13 protein-coding genes and 1 tRNA gene are annotated in these 16,726 nt (G+C 70.6%); 4 read left to right on the top strand and 10 right to left on the bottom strand.

The features are described 5' to 3' along the window. Positions 1–55: 55 nt before the first annotated feature. The 10 genes from ACLF6P_RS12290 to ACLF6P_RS12245 all read right to left on the bottom strand — a co-directional run bounded on the left by ACLF6P_RS12290 (position 56) and on the right by ACLF6P_RS12245 (position 13,422). Positions 56–1,396, bottom strand: a complete 1,341-nt coding sequence (locus tag ACLF6P_RS12290) for an amidohydrolase (protein WP_415950136.1) — start codon at positions 1,394–1,396, stop codon at positions 56–58. Then, positions 1,393–2,274, bottom strand: coding sequence for an ABC transporter ATP-binding protein (locus ACLF6P_RS12285; RefSeq protein ID WP_415950134.1), 882 nt, complete (start codon positions 2,272–2,274; stop codon positions 1,393–1,395). Before ACLF6P_RS12285 ends, ACLF6P_RS12290 begins: the two co-directional genes overlap by 4 nt. Then, positions 2,271–4,145 carry a dipeptide/oligopeptide/nickel ABC transporter permease/ATP-binding protein gene (locus ACLF6P_RS12280; protein WP_415950133.1) on the bottom strand — a complete coding sequence of 625 codons (1,875 nt, stop codon included), beginning with the start codon at positions 4,143–4,145 and terminating at the stop codon, positions 2,271–2,273. The genes ACLF6P_RS12285 and ACLF6P_RS12280 overlap by 4 nt, the downstream gene beginning before the upstream one ends. Beyond that, positions 4,145–5,143, bottom strand: a complete 999-nt coding sequence (locus ACLF6P_RS12275) for an ABC transporter permease (RefSeq protein ID WP_415950132.1) — start codon at positions 5,141–5,143, stop codon at positions 4,145–4,147. Before ACLF6P_RS12275 ends, ACLF6P_RS12280 begins: the two co-directional genes overlap by 1 nt. Next, positions 5,143–6,711, bottom strand: coding sequence for an ABC transporter substrate-binding protein (locus tag ACLF6P_RS12270; protein WP_415950131.1), 1,569 nt, complete (start codon positions 6,709–6,711; stop codon positions 5,143–5,145). Before ACLF6P_RS12270 ends, ACLF6P_RS12275 begins: the two co-directional genes overlap by 1 nt. A 209-nt stretch (positions 6,712–6,920) precedes the next feature. Next, complete coding sequence (locus ACLF6P_RS12265) at positions 6,921–8,021, bottom strand: Lrp/AsnC family transcriptional regulator (RefSeq protein WP_415950130.1); 1,101 nt, start codon at positions 8,019–8,021, stop codon at positions 6,921–6,923. Between the two features lie 122 nt (positions 8,022–8,143). After that, positions 8,144–9,832 (bottom strand): flavin monoamine oxidase family protein, encoded by a 1,689-nt coding sequence (locus ACLF6P_RS12260; protein ID WP_415950129.1) that lies wholly within the window; start codon positions 9,830–9,832, stop codon positions 8,144–8,146. Positions 9,833–9,981: 149 nt separating this feature from the next. Then, on the bottom strand, positions 9,982–11,472 hold the full coding sequence (locus ACLF6P_RS12255) for an APC family permease (RefSeq protein ID WP_415950191.1): 1,491 nt from the start codon (positions 11,470–11,472) through the stop codon (positions 9,982–9,984). 373 nt (positions 11,473–11,845) lie between these two features. Beyond that, positions 11,846–12,205, bottom strand: a complete 360-nt coding sequence (locus ACLF6P_RS12250) for a zinc-binding metallopeptidase family protein (protein WP_415950128.1) — start codon at positions 12,203–12,205, stop codon at positions 11,846–11,848. 218 nt (positions 12,206–12,423) lie between these two features. Beyond that, entirely contained in the window at positions 12,424–13,422 is a 999-nt protein-coding gene (locus ACLF6P_RS12245) for a GlxA family transcriptional regulator (RefSeq protein ID WP_415950127.1), read from the bottom strand. A gap of 200 nt (positions 13,423–13,622) precedes the next feature. On the opposite strand from ACLF6P_RS12245, the gene ACLF6P_RS12240 reads away from it, so the two are divergent. The 4 genes from ACLF6P_RS12240 (at position 13,623) to ACLF6P_RS12225 (ending at position 16,707) form a co-directional block, all read left to right on the top strand. Beyond that, positions 13,623–14,207, top strand: a complete 585-nt coding sequence (locus ACLF6P_RS12240; RefSeq protein ID WP_415950126.1) for an isochorismatase family protein — start codon at positions 13,623–13,625, stop codon at positions 14,205–14,207. Next, complete coding sequence (locus ACLF6P_RS12235; RefSeq protein ID WP_415950125.1) at positions 14,207–14,935, top strand: cysteine hydrolase family protein; 729 nt, start codon at positions 14,207–14,209, stop codon at positions 14,933–14,935. Before ACLF6P_RS12240 ends, ACLF6P_RS12235 begins: the two co-directional genes overlap by 1 nt. A 221-nt stretch (positions 14,936–15,156) precedes the next feature. Beyond that, positions 15,157–16,287, top strand: a complete 1,131-nt coding sequence (locus ACLF6P_RS12230) for a hypothetical protein (RefSeq protein ID WP_415950124.1) — start codon at positions 15,157–15,159, stop codon at positions 16,285–16,287. Positions 16,288–16,634: 347 nt separating this feature from the next. Further along, positions 16,635–16,707, top strand: a tRNA-Arg gene (locus tag ACLF6P_RS12225). Positions 16,708–16,726 lie beyond the last annotated feature (19 nt).

Below are 16,726 nucleotides of genomic sequence, written 5' to 3'. Positions count from 1 at the left end.
CCGCCGCCATGTGATCCGCCTTCCGACGCGTGGCGGTGAGGCTGCTGCCGGACCCTCAGGCCAGTCGGCTGAGCGCCGCCGACACCAGGGTCCGCACGCCCGGGACGAGCACGGAGAGGTCGGGTGCGAACAGGGGGCTGTGGTTGCCGGGGACGCGTGCGAACTTCTCGGCCGGCTCCTCGCCCGGGGCGTCCTCCCAGACGGCGACCGGGGTCGAGGTGACGTGCCAGAAGTCGTACGGCACGCCCTGGGGGGCGAGGAGGGAGAAGTCCTCGCTGCCCATGGCGGGGCCGAAGTCGTGGACGGTGTGCGCGCCGAACAGCGCGCGGTGGACCGCCGCGATCTCCTGGTCGAGAGCGGCGTCGTTGACCGTGTTGGGGTAGCCGGGCCGGAGCGTCACCTCGGGCGGGACCGGGCAGCCGGCGGCGTGGCACTCCCCCTCGACGATGCGGCGGACGGCGGTGAGCACGCGCTCGCGGACCTTGGGGTCCTGGCTGCGCAGGTTGAGGGCGAGCCGTGCCTCGGTGGGGATGACGTTGCTCTTGGTACCGGCGTGGAAACGGCCGACCGTGAGCACGGCCGAGTCCCGGGCCGCGACCTCGCGGGCGACGACGGACTGCAGGCGGGTGACGATGTACGCGGCCGTGACGACCGGGTCGACGGTCGACTCGGGGCGGGAGCCGTGGCCGCCGAGGCCGTGTACGACGACATCGATGTCGTCGGAGGCCGACATGGTCAGGCCAGGCGTGTGCATGTACAGGCCGATGGGGCCGGGTGCCACGTGCTGGCCGAACAGGACGTCGGGGCGGGGGAAGCGCTGGTGCAGGCCGTCGGCGACCATCGCCGCCGCGCCGCCGTCGGCTTCCTCGGCGGGCTGCCCCACCACGACGAGCGTGCCCGACCAGGTCTCACGGGCGGCCGCGAGGGCCTCGGCGGCGGCCGCGAGCCAGGTGACGTGCACGTCGTGCCCGCAGGCGTGCATGACGCCGTCGACGGTGGAGGCGTACTCCAGACCCGTCGCCTCCTGGACGGGGAGCGCGTCCATGTCGCCGCGCAGCCACACCACCGGCCCGTCGCCGTTGGCGAGTACGCCGACCACGCCGGTGCCACCGACACCCTCCGTCACCGTGTAGCCGGCGGCGCGCAGCCTTCCGGCGAGTTTCGCGGCGGTGCGGTGCTCCCGGAACGCCAGCTCCGGGTGGCGGTGCAGGTCCTGGTAGAAATCCTCCAGTTCGCCGGTCCTGAGCCCGGACGTCAGATCCTGGGTGAGGCGGGCGACGGCGGTGGCCCGCTCGCCGGCCTGTCCACCGGCCTGCCCGCCCGCCTGTCCGCCGGCCTGCCCGCCCGCCTGTCCGCCGGCCTGCTCGCCCGCCTGTCCGCTGGCCTGTTCGCTCATGCTGCTTCTTCCTTCGCTCCGGAGGTCGGCACGCTCGCCAGCAGGCGGCGTGTGTAGGAGTGCTGGGGCGCCCGATACACGTCGTGCACCCGTCCCTGCTCCACGAGTTCGCCGTGGCACAGGACTGCGACCTCGTCGCTGACGTGGCGGACGACGGCCAGGTCGTGGGAGATGAACACCATGGTCAATGACAGTGAACGGCGGAGTTCCTGAAGGAGGTTGAGGACCTCGGCCTGCACGGAGGCGTCCAGCGCGGAGGTGATCTCGTCGGCGATGAGGACCTCGGGTTCCACGGCGAGCGCCCGCGCGACGGCGACGCGCTGGCGCTGCCCGCCGGAGAACTCGTGCGGGTACCTGTCCGCCGCCGAGCCGTCCAGCGAGACCGTCTCCAGCCACCGTTCCACCGTGGCCGCGTGCCTGCGGGCGTCGGCCCTCACCGGGTCGACGGCCTCGGCGACGGCCTGCCCGATCGTCATGCGCGGGTTGAGGGAGGCATACGGGTCCTGGGAGACGAGTTGCACCCGGCGGCGCACGGCGGCCAGTTCGCGGCCTCCGAGGCCGGTGAGGTCCCGGCCGTCGAGGGTGATGCGGCCGGACCGGACCGGATTGACGCCGACAATCGCCTTGGCGATGGTCGACTTGCCCGAGCCGGACTCGCCGACCAGGCCGAGGGTCTGCCCGGCCCGCACCCCGGTGGACACGCCGTGCAGCACGGTGGTGGCACGCCTGCCGTGGCCGAAGGTGACGGTCAGGCCGTCGACCGCGAGTTTGTACGCGGCCGTGTCGGACGAGGATGTGCCGAACGGGGGTGTGCCGGACGAGGACGTGCCGGACGAGAGTGTGCCGGACGAGGACGTGCCGGACGGATACGTGCTCACGCGGGTTGTACCTCCTTGTGTACGGCGTGGCAGGCCACGCCGTCGGCGAGCAGCGGCAGTTCGCCGGCGCAGATGTCGAGCGCCACCGGGCAGCGGTCGGTGAACGCGCAGCCGGCCGGGCGGTCGGCGGGGGCCGGCGGCCGGCCCGGGATCGTGGCGAGCGGCCGGCGCTCCGCCGAGTCCGTGTCCGCGTTCGTGTCCTCCAGGCGGGGGCTCGCCGCCAGCAGGGCCTTGGTGTACGGGTGACGGGCGCGGCCGTCCCGCAGGTCGGCCGCGGACAGTTCCTCGACGACCCGGCCCGCGTACATCACCACGACGCGGTGGCACAGGTCCGAGACGACGTCGATGTCATGGGAGATGAAGAGCATGGCGGTGCCGCGCTCGCGGTTGATGTCCCTGAGCAGGCCGAGCACTTCGGCCTGGACGGTCACGTCGAGTGCGGTGGTCGGCTCGTCGGCGACGAGCAGCTTCGGGCCCGGCAGGAGGGCAGCGGCGATCATCGCGCGCTGGCGCATCCCGCCGGACAGTTCGTACGGATACTGCCGCACGACCCGCTCCGGTTCCTTGATCCTCACCTGTTCCAGAGCGGCGACGGCGCGGCGGGCGGCCTCCGCCTTGCGGAGGCCCTGATGGACGCGGAGGGTCTCGGTGAGCTGGCCGCCCATCCTCAGGGCGGGGTTGAAGGAGGCCGAGGGGTCCTGGAACACGATGCCGATCTCGGTGGCCAGCCGCGCGGCGTCGGTGTGCGAGGCCAGCAGGTCCAGGTCGTCCAGGGCCAGTTCGCCCGCGTGCACGGTCAGGCCCTCCGGCAGGAGCTTCGCCACGCTCATCGCCGTCAGGGACTTGCCGGAGCCGGACTCGCCGACCAGGCCGACGATTTCGCCGGGCATCACCTGGAAGGAGACGTCGTCGACGAGGCGTGTGCCGTCCGGCAGGACGACGCTCAGACCGTGCGCCTTCACCAGCGCGTCGGCGGACAGCGACCGCCTCGTCGTCGTGGGCGTGGCCGCCGCGGCGATGGCCTTCGCCTTCGCCTTCGCCCTCGCCTTGGCCTTCGCACCACCGTCGCGCGGGTCGAGCGCCGCCGCGAGGCCGTCGCCCACGAAGCCGGCGAGGACGCCGGTGAGGGTGACCGCCACGGCGGGGCCGACCGCCTCGGCCGGGTTGGTGTAGATGGCCTCCAGGCCGGAACTGAGCAGCGCGCCCCAGTCGTAGTCGGGCGACTGCACGCCCAGGCCGAGGAAGGACAGACCGGACAGGGCGACCAGGACCTGCGCGAACGCCACCGAGAGCAGCACGAGCAGGGGCCCGGAGATGTTCGGCAGCAGGTGCCGGGCCAGGACCCGGTGGGGTGGTACGCCCATCAGACGGGCCTGCGTCACGAAGTCCCGCTGGGCGACCGAGGCCGCCATGTTCGCCGTCAGACGGGCGAACGCGGGGGAGCCGCCCAGGCCGATCGCCAGGATCGAGGCGGTCGGTCCGGCCCCGAGGGCGGCGGCGACCACCAGGGCGAGGATGAGCGAGGGGTAGGAGATCATCACGTCGATCAGACGCAGGCCCAGCTCCCGTACGCGCGGTCCGGACACCCACACCACCGTGCCGAGCAGGATGCCCGCCACAGCGGCGATCGCGGTCGCGGCGAGGGTCATCACCAGGGTGAGCCGGGTGGCGACCAGGGTGCGGGCGAGCACATCACGGCCGAGCGGGTCCGTGCCCAGCCAGTGGCCGGCACCCGCGTGCGCGCGGGCGTCGCCGCTGAGCGCACGCGCCGCATCGCCCCACACCAGGGGGCCCACGATGCCGAGCACGGCGATCAGACCCAGCCCCGTCAGGCCCACGACCAGCAGCGGATTCCAGCGTATGCGCCGCATCAGCGGCCTCCCTTTCCGGCCAGGGTGCGCGGGTCGAGCAGGGCGAGGACGATGTCGACGAGCAGGTTGAGCACGGCCGCGAGGAGGCCAAGGACCAGGACACAGCCCTGGATCACCGGGTAGTCGCGCGCCAGAATCGCCTCCACGACCCGCTGACCCATGCCGGGCCAGGCGAAGACCGACTCGACGATGACCGTGCCGCCGAGCAGCGACGCGAGGCTCATGCCGCCGATGGTGAGGGTCCCGGTCAGCAGGTTGGGCAGCGCGTGGCGGGTGTACAGGCGCAGCGGCGGCAGGCGGCGGCCACGCGCGGTGCGCATGTAGTCCTGGGACAGCACGGCCGCCGCCTCGCGGCGCACGATGCGGGACATCACACAGGCTCCGGGCAGCACGAGCGCGGCGATCGGCAGCACGAGCGAGGAGAGTGTCTCGGCGCCGGCGGCAGGGAACCAGCCGAGACCGATCGCGAAGCCGAGGACCAGCAGCGTGCCGATGATGTATTCGGGCGTCGAGCCGACCAGTCCGGTGACGAAGGTGAACGCGCTGTCGGTCCGCCGCCCGGCGCGCGCGGCGACCGTGAGGCCGATCGGCACGGCGAGCAGCAGGACCGAGAGGACCGCGCAGAACGCGATCTCGGCGGTGAACGGGAGCCGGGTGGCGATGATCTCGGCGACCGGCTCCTTCGTCTGGAACGAGGCGCCCAGGTCGCCGTGGAGCAGCCCGCTCACGTAGGTGCCGAACTGGTCGAGGAGCGAGGTGTCCAGGCCCAGCTCGTGGCGGGCCCGCGCGATGTCCGCGGAGTTCGCGTCCGCGCCGGCCACCACTCGCGCGGGGTCGCCCGGGATGAGCTGCACCATCAGGAACGTCACCGCGACCAGCGTCGCCGCGACGGCGATGACGCCCACCAGGCGGCGCAGCAGGAACGAGGCCCAGGGGCCGAGCGTCGGCATGCGCCGCCCGGACTTCTGAGCCGTCCCGTCGGCGAGGGCGGTCGCCATCAGTCGGTGACCCGGAGAGTGGAGATCGCCAGGGAGCCGGCGGGCGTCGCGAAGGACAGCCCCTTGCGGGCGATGTAGTTGACGTCGACGGTGGCCAGCGGCACCACGTCGTTCGCCTTCAGCAGGGCCTCCTGGGCCTTCTGCCAGGCGGCGCACTTGGCGTTCCTGTCGGTGGTCGCGGTGGCGGCGACATAGGCGGCGGCATAGGACTCGTTGCCGACCGCTCCGTAGTTCAGGCCGCCGTCGGCGGGCTCGTCGCCCAGGAAGTACGCGCCGTGGCGTGCCAGATTGCCGTTGATGGAGGGGAAGACGGTGAGGTCCCAGTCGCCCTGGTTGCCGGGGACGTCCGTGGCCCAGGTGGCGTTGTCGGCGTTGGTGAGCTTCACGTCGGCGCCGGCGGCCCGCAGGGCTTCGGCGACGTAGGAGTTGCCGGCGCCCGCGGCGACCGCGTTGGAGCCCGCCAGTTTGATGGTGACGCCCTTGAGGACCTTCTTCGCCGCGGCCGCGTCGGTGGGTGTCAGCAGCGAGGCATCGGTGGAGACGCAGGCGGCGTTCTCGTCCACGTACGAGGTCATGATCTGTCCGGTGCCGCCGAAGACCTTGTTGAACGCGGTGGCGCTGACGGCCTGGGCGACGGCCTTGCGGACGGCGGCATCGGCGCCGGGGCGCCCGGGACGCTGGTTGAAGCCGATGTAGTTGCGCACCAGCGGCGCCGACGTGATCGTGTGCTTCTTGTCGTCGGCGAACCGCGCGGCGTCCGGGCCGGTGATCGGGGCCAGGTCGAGCGCGCCGGTCTGCAGCTGGTTGGCGAGTGTCGACTCGTTCTTGACGACCTGGATCCTGAGCCGGTCGGCGGGGCGTCCGGAGGACAGGGAGGAGAAGCGCAGGAACGCGTCGAAGCCCTGGCGCAGCTTCAGCTCGTAGGAGGCGCCGCGCTGGGACTTCACCATCTCGTACGCGCCCGAGGCCGCGCCCTCGACGGCGCCCTGGGCGAGGGCGGAGTCACCCGCGTCGATTCCGGCCTTGCAGACGATGCCGGCGGCTGTGGTGGACAGCCCGCTGAGCACCTCGCCCCACGGGGTGGCGGTGGTGATGGTGACCGTGCCGGTCTCGTCGTCGCCGGTGATCGTGGTCTTCGCACCCGCGTTCGCCGGGCCGAAGGTGAACGTGGCACCGGCCGCGGTGGTGCGGTAGCGCTCCAGGGAGGCGACGACCTGCGAGGCCGTCAGCTTCGAGCCGTCGGAACAGGTGACGCCCTTCTTCAGGGTGAGGGTCGTCTTCGTCGGGGTGGAGGTCCACTTCTCGGCGAGGCCGGCGACGTAGGCGCCGCCCGTGTCCTGGCCGACAAGCGGCTGGTACAGCAGCGACGTGACCACGTAGTCCGTGGCGCCCACGCCCTTGGCCGGATCGAACGAGGTGATGTCGGAGACGAGTCCGACCCTGACCGTGGTATCGCCGCTACGCCCGTCGGACGACGAGCCGTCACCGGAGCCGGTGGTACACGCGGAGGCCAGAAGGGACGTGGCGGCGACCATGACGGCGCCACTGAGAAACCGCGAACGAAACATGGCAGATCTCCTGGTGGGCTGAGGGTGGAGGGCGGGCGCGTCGCTCTGGTGCGGCATACGAAACAGGCCACTTCCCACAACGCCGCGGAATTGCATGAATCCGCCTCCGGAAGCCGATCCCGTGCAGGAAACCGCGCCACATCCCCCGGCCCCCGGCCCACCCGCCCCGCGCCCCGCCCCCTCCGCTCACCGGTGCGGGCAGGGCTTTGTCAGAGCTCAGGAGGGGCGGGCGTGACCCGCCCGGTGGCGCGGCCCTTGTCGTCCAGGAGCCAGCCCATCCGCTTGACCGTGTGCACGGTGATCGTGCGGTCCCTGACCTCCACGGCCGGAAAGCGGTCGGCGAGCACCGCCTCGAAGGCATCGACGCCGCCCAGCCCGTGCAGCAGCACCTGGAGGTGGAGACTGTGCGGCCCGCTGACGGACGCGCACAGCCGTACCTGTTCCAGGCGGGCGAGCGCGGCTCCCGTCGCCTCCAGGCGGGCGTGCGGCACCGAGGCGCGGTAGACGACCACCGTCGGCAGGCCGGCGAGCGGAAGCGCGAGGTCGCAGCGCAGGGTGATGTCACCGTCCTTGAGCATCCGCTGGACCCTGCGGCGGGCCGTGTGCTCGCCCATCCCCGTCGCGGCCGCGAGGGCGGTGTACCCCAGGCGGCAGTCGGCACCGAGGGCGTCGAGGAGGGCCTGGTCCTCCGGGGAGAGCCGGCGCAGGCCACGGGCTCCGTAGGCCGTCCGGCTCGGCACGGGGGCGGCCGGCAGCGCGGCGCGACCGGCGGGTTCCAGGGCCCGGATGCGCCAGTCACCGCCCTCGCCGTACAGCGTGATACCCAGCCGGATACGGAGAGAGCGCACCCCCGGCAGTCCCCCGATGACGCGGTGCACCGAGCGGCTGAGCCTGAGGGGATCGGCCGCGGCGACGGAGAGCAGGAGATCGAAGTCGCCCGCCGTCTCGTAGACGCTGAACACCCACGGCAGCCCGGCCGCAGCCACGCTCACCTCCTCCATCCGGCCCGGCCGGCACCGCACCTCGACGAAGGCGACCGTGGCCGCCCGCGCCGAGTCGTAGGCCGTGGCCCAGGCAAGACCGGCGCTCCGCAGACGCTCCCAGCGCCGGGTGGCCGTCGTCGCGTCCACGCCCAGCGCCCGCCCGATGCGGGACCACGGCGCCCTCGGCGCCGACTGGAGCGCGTCGATCAGAGCCAGATCCTGCTCGGAGAACGCGACTCCCGCACCGGGCCGCCCCGTTTGGGAGGAATCCGGCGTGCCTGTGCTCGCAACGCTGTTTTCCTGCACTCTCTCGTCGTTCTCGCGCACGGGTTCGACCCTAGGGGGAGACACCCCCCAGGGGAACTCGCGTGCGATATACGTGCGGTGAGGGTGCCCGCCAGACGTGCGCGGTGAGGGTGCCCGTCAGACGTGCGCGGTGAGGGTGCCCGTCAGACGGCGTCGATGATCTCCCGCGCGGCCCGCTCCCCCTCGCTCGCGCCGCCCTCCATGAAGCCCTGGAAGTCGTACGCGCAATGCTCGCCCGCGAGGTGGATGTTGCCCTGCGCGGTGCCCTCGTAGTTGGCGTAGCGGCTCACGTAGCCGACCGGCCAGCTCGAATAGGCGCCCTGGGCGTAGGGGCTGTGGTGCCAGGCGGAGAGCTGGGCGCGGCCGGTCCAGGCCGCCTTCGTACCGGGGAAGATCCGGTCGACGGCGGTGAGCCGGCTGTTCGCGAGCTCGCGCACGTACGGGTCCGTCTCGGTCGCGAACGGGTTCGCGGGTGCGAGGGCCGCGGCCTCGCTGCCGCTGTTGAACTGGATGAGGATGCCGCCGCTGCCCGGCTGCGTCTTGGTGGTGTCCCAGACCTGCTGGAGCGCGTCGCCGGTGAAGGTGTCGCCCGCGGAGACCCCGGGCCAGGGACCGGTGCCGCGCCAGGGGCGGGAGCCGAACTGCATGTTGAGCTTGGTGCACATGCCCATCCGGGCATCGCGCAGCAGGTTCGTCATCCGGGTGTCGAACCCGGCGCGGCTCAGGTCGAGTTGCTTGAGGACCGGCAGCGGCACGCACAGGATCGTGTGGTCCGCGGTGACGGTCCGGGTGCTGCCGCCCTCGTCGAAGGTCAGCGTCTGGGTGCCGTCGCCGTTGGCCCGTACGGCCTTGAGGGACCAGCCGTGGCGCAGGGTGTCCGCGGGCAGTTCCTCCGCGATCGCGTGCGGGAGCTGATCGTTGCCGCCGATGATGTGGTAGCGCTCGTCGGACAGGCCCCAGATGTTGAAGTGCCCGGGATTGGGCTGGTAGCCCATGAGCAGCACGAGGGCGAGCGAGGACTGCTCGACGGTGTCGAGCCCGTACTCGATGTTGTACGCGACATCGAAGAACTGGCCCAGTCTGGAGGCGAATCCGCCGGGGACGCGGGAGTCGATCCACTCGCGCAGGTTCATGTGGTCGAGCATCGTGCCGTGCTCGGTGGTCTGGTTCCACATCACCTCCCCGGCCTTCTGCAGATCGCTGCGCAGCGCCTGGTAGACGCCCTTGAAGTCCTCGTCGGCCTGCGAGCGCGGGTAGTACGCGCCGTCGAACCAGAGGACCTCCTCGGCCCCGTTGGGCCCGGCCGCGGCGAAGTCCTCGACGCCGAGGCCGAACCGGCGGCACAGCTGCAGCATCTTCTTGTGGCTGGTGTCGATCAGCTCGCCGCCGATCTCCGAGCTCTGGCCGTACGCCCAGTGGTCGCGCTGGGTCCACATCCGGCCGCCGATCCGGTCCGGATTCGCCTCGTACAGCGTGCAGTTCAGTCCGGCGTCCTTCAGGGTGAGGGCCGCCGTCAGACCCGCGATCCCGGCGCCGACCACGGCGATACGGGCATCGGAGCCGCCCTTGCCGGGCTTGCGGGGCGTACGGGCCGCGGCGGACGCCTGCGGCGCGGCGGACGCGAGCCCCGCGCCGGCACCCACGCCCGCACCCGCGAGAAGACCGGCCGCACCGGCCCGCTTGAGCAGCGCGCGCCGGCTCGTCCCGCCCGGCCGCGCGGCGGCCTCCGCGCGCAGTCCGCGCAGTTCGGCCACGGGAAGCCCGAGCCGTTCCGCATCGCGGTGCTCGGCGGCGAGGCGCTTGAGCTGGTGCATCGGATTGGTGCGTGCCATGGGGGTCTCTCCCTTGGGGTTGCCGGTCGGTGCCGGGGTTGCCGGTCGGTGTCGGGGGGCCGGTCGGTGTCGGGGTTCGGTGCTGGGGTTGCCGGTCGGTGCTGGGGTTGCCGGTCGGTGCCGGGGTGGTCCCTGGATGTGCTCGTCGGTCAGCTGTGCTCGTCCGTACGCGACGGCCCGGGCTGCGCGGGAACACCGGCTCCGGCGCCCGCGCCCTCCCCACCGCCCGCTCCCTCGTCGCCCCGCTCCTGCGCGTCCTCCAGCACGATCCGCCCGATGACCTCGTACTTCCGCGGCCGTCTGGCCCTGAGGAAGAGCGCGAGCCCGAGCCCGCCGAAGAACACCGTGCCCACGATCCACGGGATCAGCCGGAAGAAGACCGATTCGGCCGCCGTGCCCGCCGCCGTCTCCATGTTCATCAGGAGCAGCACGACCACCGCGCTCATCCCGATCCCACCGAGCAGCGGCGCCGTGAACGTACGGAACCAGTGCCGGTCCTCGGGATGGTTGTGCCGGAAGTAGCCGATGACGGCGAAGGAGCACAGTGTCTGCACGATGAGGATCGCCATCGTGCCGAGGATCGCGAGCAGCGTGTAGAGATGGATGTACGGATCCTGCCCGGTCACCCAGAACAGCCCCACGAGCGTGACCGCGATGACGCTCTGGGCACACGAGGCGATGTACGGGGAACCGTGCCGTGGATGCGTACGGCCGAGGCCCCGGTGCAGGAAGCCCTCACGGCCGATCGCGTACAAGTAGCGGGCGGCGCACTGGTGGAAGGCCATGCCGCAGGCGAAGGAGCCGGTGAGCAGCAGCCACTGGAAGGCGGTCACGGCCCAGGCGCCGATGTACGTCTCGGTCGGGGCGAAGAACACGTCGAGCGGGCTGTCCGAGGTCGCGAGCCGCACCGACTCGCTGAGGCCGTTGCCCGCGATGGCCATCCAGGACACGAAGATGTAGAAGAGGCCGACGCCGACGACGGCGATCAGGGTGGCCTTGGGGATGATCTGCTTGGGGTTACGGGACTCCTCGCCGTACATCGCCGTCGACTCGAAGCCGACCCACGACCAGAACGCGAAGAACAGACCGAGCCCGGCCGAGGCGCCGGTGAACGCGTTGCCGGGGTTGACGGGTTCGAGCGGGATGCCGTCGGGGCCGCCGCCGTTAACCGCGACGGCCATCGCGACACCGAACAGGATCGCGATCTCGGCGACGAGGACGATGCCGAGGGCGCGCGCGGTCAGATGGATGTCGAAGTAGGCGAGAACCGCGGTGACGGCGAGCATCAGCCCCGCGTACAGGGTCCAGTGCAGGTCGATGCCCAGCTGGTCGGCGACCGTCGTCTTCGCGAAATACGAGAACACGCCCACGATGGACGCTTCGAACACGACATACGCGAGCACCGCCAGCATGCCGGAGGCCATCCCGGCGGCCCGGCCGAGGCCGTGTGAGATGAAGCCGTAGAAGGCTCCTGCCGCGGTGATCCGCTTGGCCATGGCGACATAGCCGACGGAGAACACGGTCAGGACGAGGGTGGCGAAGAGGTAGCCGGCGGGAGCGCCGGTCCCGTTGCCGAAGCCGACGGCGATCGGCAGGTTCCCGGTCATGGCGGTGATCGGCGCGGCCGTCGCGACAGCCATGAACACGACACCGACCAGGCCGACGGAGTTGGCCTTGAGCCGCTGAACATCGTGCTTCGGCACACCTCCCTCCGCCGCACCGGATCCCGGCGCACCAGGCCCCGGCCCACCGGAACCCGGCGAGGGCAGGGGCCCGGAGAGCGGCCCGGAACCCTCCGTCGACGGAGGTCCGGAGGGCGGCGAGGAACTCGCTGAGGAAGTTGTCATGACCGCGCAGCATGCTCGCGACGTGACTCAGGCCACAACGGACATCAAGTCGCACAAATGCCCGGCGGATACGACGAGTTGTCGCCCTGAAGCGCCCCAAGAGCCCCGCAACGCCCCGCAACGCCCGGCCGGACCCGGGATGCCGGAGCCAGGGCCGGCCAGCTGTTCACCCGGTGGCCGGGACAAGGCGCCCGGCGAGGTGGTCGACGGCTACGTGAGCGTGCAGGCGGACGCCGGTGACGAGGGTGTCGTCGTCGAGGTAGAAGTGCGGATTGTGGTTGGCGACCATTCCGCGTCCGCCCTCGACCGGCACCGGAACGCCGTCGGCGTTCAGTGCGGCGTCCGGGGCGCCGAGCATGACGTACAGGCCGCCGTACTTGTTGACGAACTCGGAGACGTCGTCGTCGCCGAGGGTCGCGGAGGATTCGACGACTCGGTCGTCGCCGACGACGCGGCGGAAGGTGGGCAGTCCGGCCGCGACCCAGCTGCCGCGGCGTGGAGGGCGTGGGCGCCGGATCTGGAGCATCGGCTGACCCGAGCGGGGCACTTCATGGCCGAGGAGGTACCCGGCGACATCACGGTGGCGGTCAGGAACCTGCTGGCTCGCTGAACCGCCTGTGTACGCACCTGGGACGGTCGCGATGTGCATCCCGCTCGTGGCCCGCACGATCACTGTCCTGCTCGTCGCCGACCGGGCGCTGCCACCCACCTGACACGAGCCGCGGGGCCTTGCGGCACTCCCTCTCAGAGCGCTTGAGGCACCCGGAACCGGCGCCGGTACTCCGTCGGTGTCGTGTTGAGGCGACGGCGGAAGGCCCGTACAAGGGTGTCGGTCGTGCCGAAGCCGCACAGGGAGGCGATGCGCTCAAGTGTGGCGTCGGAGGTCTCCAGCTCGTGGCGGGCCTTCTCGACGCGCACCGACTCGATGTACGCGTGGGGGGTGGTGCCCAGGTCGTTCTTGAACAGACGGGTCAGATGCCGGTCGCTGACGTGGGCGTACGCGGCGAGGTCCGTGACCGTGAGCGGTTCGGAGATATGCCGCAGGATGTGGTGGCGCAGGTCCTCGATGCGCCGCGTGGTGGAGATCTGTTCCAGCGGGACACTGAACTGGCTCTGGCCACTGGGGCGTTTGAGGTACATCACGAGTTGGCGGGCCACGCGCAGCGCGACGGCTTCACCGAGGTCGTCGGCGATCAGGGCGAGGGAGAGGTCGAGGCAGGCGCTGATTCCGGCCCCGGTCCACACATTGCCCTCGCGGATGAAGATCGGGTCTGCGTCGACCTCCACCTCCGGGTGGTCGGCGGCCAGTTGTTGTGCGGTCGACCAGTGCGTGGTGGCCCGCTTGCCGTCGAGCAAGCCGGCGGCGGCGAGCACATGCGCCCCGACGCACACCGACGTGATCCGGCGCGTCCGTGCCGCGAGAACCTTCACCCAGGCGACCAGTGCGGGGTCCACGAGGGGGTGGACGCGCCGGTCGTCGTCGACCTTCACCGAGCCCGGCACGATGAGGGTGTTGATGCTGCGCCCGGCGGCCTGCTCGAAGGTGAGGTCGGGCAGGACGCGGACACCGGCGCCGGTGGTGACCGGATCCATGGTCTCGGCGGCGAGGACCACGTGATAGTCGGCCGCGTCCGCGGTCTCCCGGCGGGCCAGCGCGAACACCTCCGGCGGCCCGGTGATGTCGAGCAGATCCACATCCTCGAAGATCACGACCACGATGAGCCGTTTCGCGGTGTCCGCCACGCTTCCCCCTGTCGTTGGTGCCGCTGTGTCGCCTGCCGTTGCTGTCGCCGTGTCCACCCGACCTGAGGTCGGTTTCTGCATGTTAGGCGTCATTGTGGACACCGCAGCGGGCTCATAGCGTTGTGGACACAGCCCCCGGACCAGCAAGAAGGCCGACAGCGGGCCGTGTCTCCCCAACGCGATGCAAAGGCGGTACCCCCATGTCCAGGACCACGCTGCGCGAGCTGAACGGCTTCGACCAGACGCCCGCGAAGCTGGCCGAATCGACGCTCATTCTGATCGACTTCCAGAACACCTACACCCAGGGCGTGATGGAACTCGACGGCTGGGAGGAGTCCCTCGACGCCGCCGCGCAACTCCTGGCCCGGGCCCGTACATCCGGTACGAAGATCGTGCACGTCATCAACGACGGCGGGGAGGGCACCCCGTACGACATCCGGGCGGAGATCGGCCGGATCCACCCGAAGGTCGCCCCGGCCGAGGGCGAGCCGGTCGTCGTCAAGCAGGTCCCAAACGCGTTCGCCGGCACCGACCTGGCCAGCCACGTCGAGGAGGGGCAGGACGTCGTCATCGCTGGGTGGATGACCCACATGTGCGTCGCGTTCACGGCACAGGGCGCCTTCCTGAACGGTAACCGTCCCACGGTCCCCGCCGACGCCACCGCCACCCGCTCGCTGCCCGTCGTGGGCGCCGACGTCCCCGCCGGCCAGGTGCACCAGGGCGCTCTCGCCACCATCGCCGACCTGTACGGGGTCGTCACCGCCTCTCAGAAGGAGATCGTCTGATGAAGCCGCTGCGTTCGCTCGTCGCCCTGGGGGCCTCGGCGCTGCTCGCTGCCACCATGACCGCGTGCGGTGGAGACACCGAGGCCTCCGCCCGCACCGACCAGAACGACAGGAAGCCGTCCTCGTCATCCGAGCAGAACGTGGCGAAGGACACCACGACGCTGCGCACGATCATGAAGCTCGACGAGACTCCGGCCAAACTGTCCGACGCCACGCTGATCCTCGTCGACTACCAGAACGTCTACACCAGCGGCCCCATGGAACTCACGGGCTGGCGTACGGCGGTCGACCACACCAAGGACCTCCTGGAGCGGGCCCGCAAGGCCGACACGCCGGTCATCCACATCGTCGAAAAGGGCTACGACCTCAAGTCGGAGGCCGGACAGATCATTCCTGAGCTCAAGCCGGCCAAGGGTGAAGCCGTCGTCGAAAAGGCCGTTCCCAACGGATTCCACGACACCGACCTGAACGCGGAGCTCAAGAAGACGGGCCGCAAGAACGTCATCATCGCCGGGTTCATGACCCACATGTGCACCCTGTTCACCACCGAGGGCGCCGTCTACAACGGCTACAACCCGACCGTGGTGGCCGACGCCTCCGCGACCCGGCCACTGCCGGTCAAGGGCAACCCCAACGGCATCCCCGCCAAGCAGGTCCACGAGTCCGCGCTCGCCACGATCCAGGACCGCTTCGGCGTCGTGGTTCCCCACCAGAGCGACATCGAGTAGCGCGCCGCAACCACCCGACTTAGGCGGCGGAAGGAACTGCAGGTCTTTCCCCCGCCGATGGGCTCGACACCCCACGCCCTCCAAAGCCTCACCCCCGTCCCCCAACCCCCTACTCCCCCCAATCCCCCACCCCAACCCGAGAGTTCTCCCCCCATGATTTCGATCCCCACGTCGAAGAACCGCCGCGAACACATCAGCAAAACCCGTTGGAGGAAACGAAGATGGCTACCCGCAGAGGGTTTATAGGCAGCGCCACCGGCATCGGAACAGCGGCCCTGCTCGGCTACTCCGCATCCCCGAGCTCCGCAGACACCGCGGTAGCGGACGGCACGGCCGTCGAAGCGGTCAGCCAGCAGACGGCACGGTCGTCGATGCTCGCCGTCAACGCCGGAATGCGTGACAACTACGCGATTCTGAAAGCCGAATTGATCCGACATCTCTCCCCGGTGGTCGTCGTGCAGAACGACGCCAAGGGGGGCCGGTTCACCCTCGTGACCAAGGACGGCCAGCAGTCCACCAACCCCGTGGCAGAGACCTTCGAGCTGGCCAAGTCCATCGCTCACGTCCCCCTCGGGATCTTCTCCGTGATCGCCTCGTACCTGGCGGACAAGGTGCCGAACGTGCCCAACGCCGACCGCATCGATCCGCACGACCTCGTCATGGTGGCGTTCAACAGCGACACGTCCACCGCGTGGATCGAGCCGCTGCGGGCCTACGCCGCCAAACTCAAGACGGCCCGCCGCCAGCTCGCCTACGCCGGTCTGCCCACAGCGCTGACCACGTCCTGCGGCAACATCCTCGACGGCGCTCAGAAGTTCATCCACGCCTCGATCGCGGACGAGAGGTTCGACATGGCGTCCTTCGAGGCCTTCTCGGGCAGCGTCTACCCGGACATCCGCACCAACATGGAGCATGCCTCACAGGCCCAGATCAAGGGCGTGCAGGACATCATGAAGACCTGGCGCGCCCAGCTTGGCGAGCAGGCGTGGGCCGACCTGTACTGCGTGGTGCTGTCGCAGTGGACGACGAGCGTCCTCAACCAGAACACCATCATCATCAAGGACTGCATGAACGCGGCGAAGGTCGCCACCCACCTGATCGACCTGCCCGGCCTGGAGCCGCCGGCGGATCCGATCTTCACCGCGCTCGACAACCTCGCGCGGATCGTGCAGGACAACATCGCCGCCGAGATGGTCTTCCCCAAGGACACCGAGGTCGCCGACGCGCTGAAGGGGCAGCAGGACCTGCTGTCCGACGAGATCCTCATCCAGCTCGGCAGCAACACGACGACTCCGATGGCTGCCCCCAACTACAACCTGGTCACCACGGAGGTGTGCCCGGTCCGACACTAGCCCCTGAAACCCCGCCTGCTCCGGACCACGGCCCGGAGCAGGCGGAGCAGCGCGAGCAGCGCGAGCAGCGCGAGCAGCACGAGCAGCACCGTCGAGCAAGGCGCAGAGGTGGAGCACGCCGCACGCCTTGGCTACCTCGGCTACACCTGGATGATCAGCTCGATCGCCCTGGTCACAGCTGACAGCCCCTGAACAGACCCCATCCACCCACCGCCCACCTCAGCCACGGCCGGGCTCACCCGCTACACTGGCGCCGGTGCGCAGCCTCCACGGGCAGCGTGCCAGCGGCTCCAGCGGAAGATCGAACGGGACCTTGCGGACACCCTCCCAATTTCCCACAGAGCCCCGCCTCCGTAGCTCAGGGGATAGAGCACCGCTCTCCTAAAGCGGGTGTCGCAGGTTCGAATCCTGCCGGGGGCACAGCAAAACTCCAGGTCAG

This window comes from Streptomyces lothianensis, assembly GCF_047779955.1.
GTDB lineage: Bacteria > Actinomycetota > Actinomycetes > Streptomycetales > Streptomycetaceae > Streptomyces.
Note: the sequence above shows the minus strand (reverse complement) of the source record. Positions and strands in the feature narration are given on the sequence as shown.

Coding starts and splice junctions, on each gene's coding strand:
- ACLF6P_RS12230 (WP_415950124.1), top strand. CDS start 15,157: ATGGCTACCCGCAGAGGGTTTATAGGCAGCGCCACCGGCATCGGAACA.
- ACLF6P_RS12275 (WP_415950132.1), bottom strand. CDS start 5,143: ATGGCGACCGCCCTCGCCGACGGGACGGCTCAGAAGTCCGGGCGGCGC.
- ACLF6P_RS12255 (WP_415950191.1), bottom strand. CDS start 11,472: ATGGCTGTCGCGACGGCCGCGCCGATCACCGCCATGACCGGGAACCTG.
- ACLF6P_RS12270 (WP_415950131.1), bottom strand. CDS start 6,711: ATGTTTCGTTCGCGGTTTCTCAGTGGCGCCGTCATGGTCGCCGCCACG.
- ACLF6P_RS12290 (WP_415950136.1), bottom strand. CDS start 1,396: ATGAGCGAACAGGCCAGCGGACAGGCGGGCGAGCAGGCCGGCGGACAG.
- ACLF6P_RS12260 (WP_415950129.1), bottom strand. CDS start 9,832: ATGGCACGCACCAATCCGATGCACCAGCTCAAGCGCCTCGCCGCCGAG.
- ACLF6P_RS12235 (WP_415950125.1), top strand. CDS start 14,207: ATGAAGCCGCTGCGTTCGCTCGTCGCCCTGGGGGCCTCGGCGCTGCTC.
- ACLF6P_RS12240 (WP_415950126.1), top strand. CDS start 13,623: ATGTCCAGGACCACGCTGCGCGAGCTGAACGGCTTCGACCAGACGCCC.
- ACLF6P_RS12280 (WP_415950133.1), bottom strand. CDS start 4,145: ATGCGGCGCATACGCTGGAATCCGCTGCTGGTCGTGGGCCTGACGGGG.
- ACLF6P_RS12250 (WP_415950128.1), bottom strand. CDS start 12,205: ATGCTCCAGATCCGGCGCCCACGCCCTCCACGCCGCGGCAGCTGGGTC.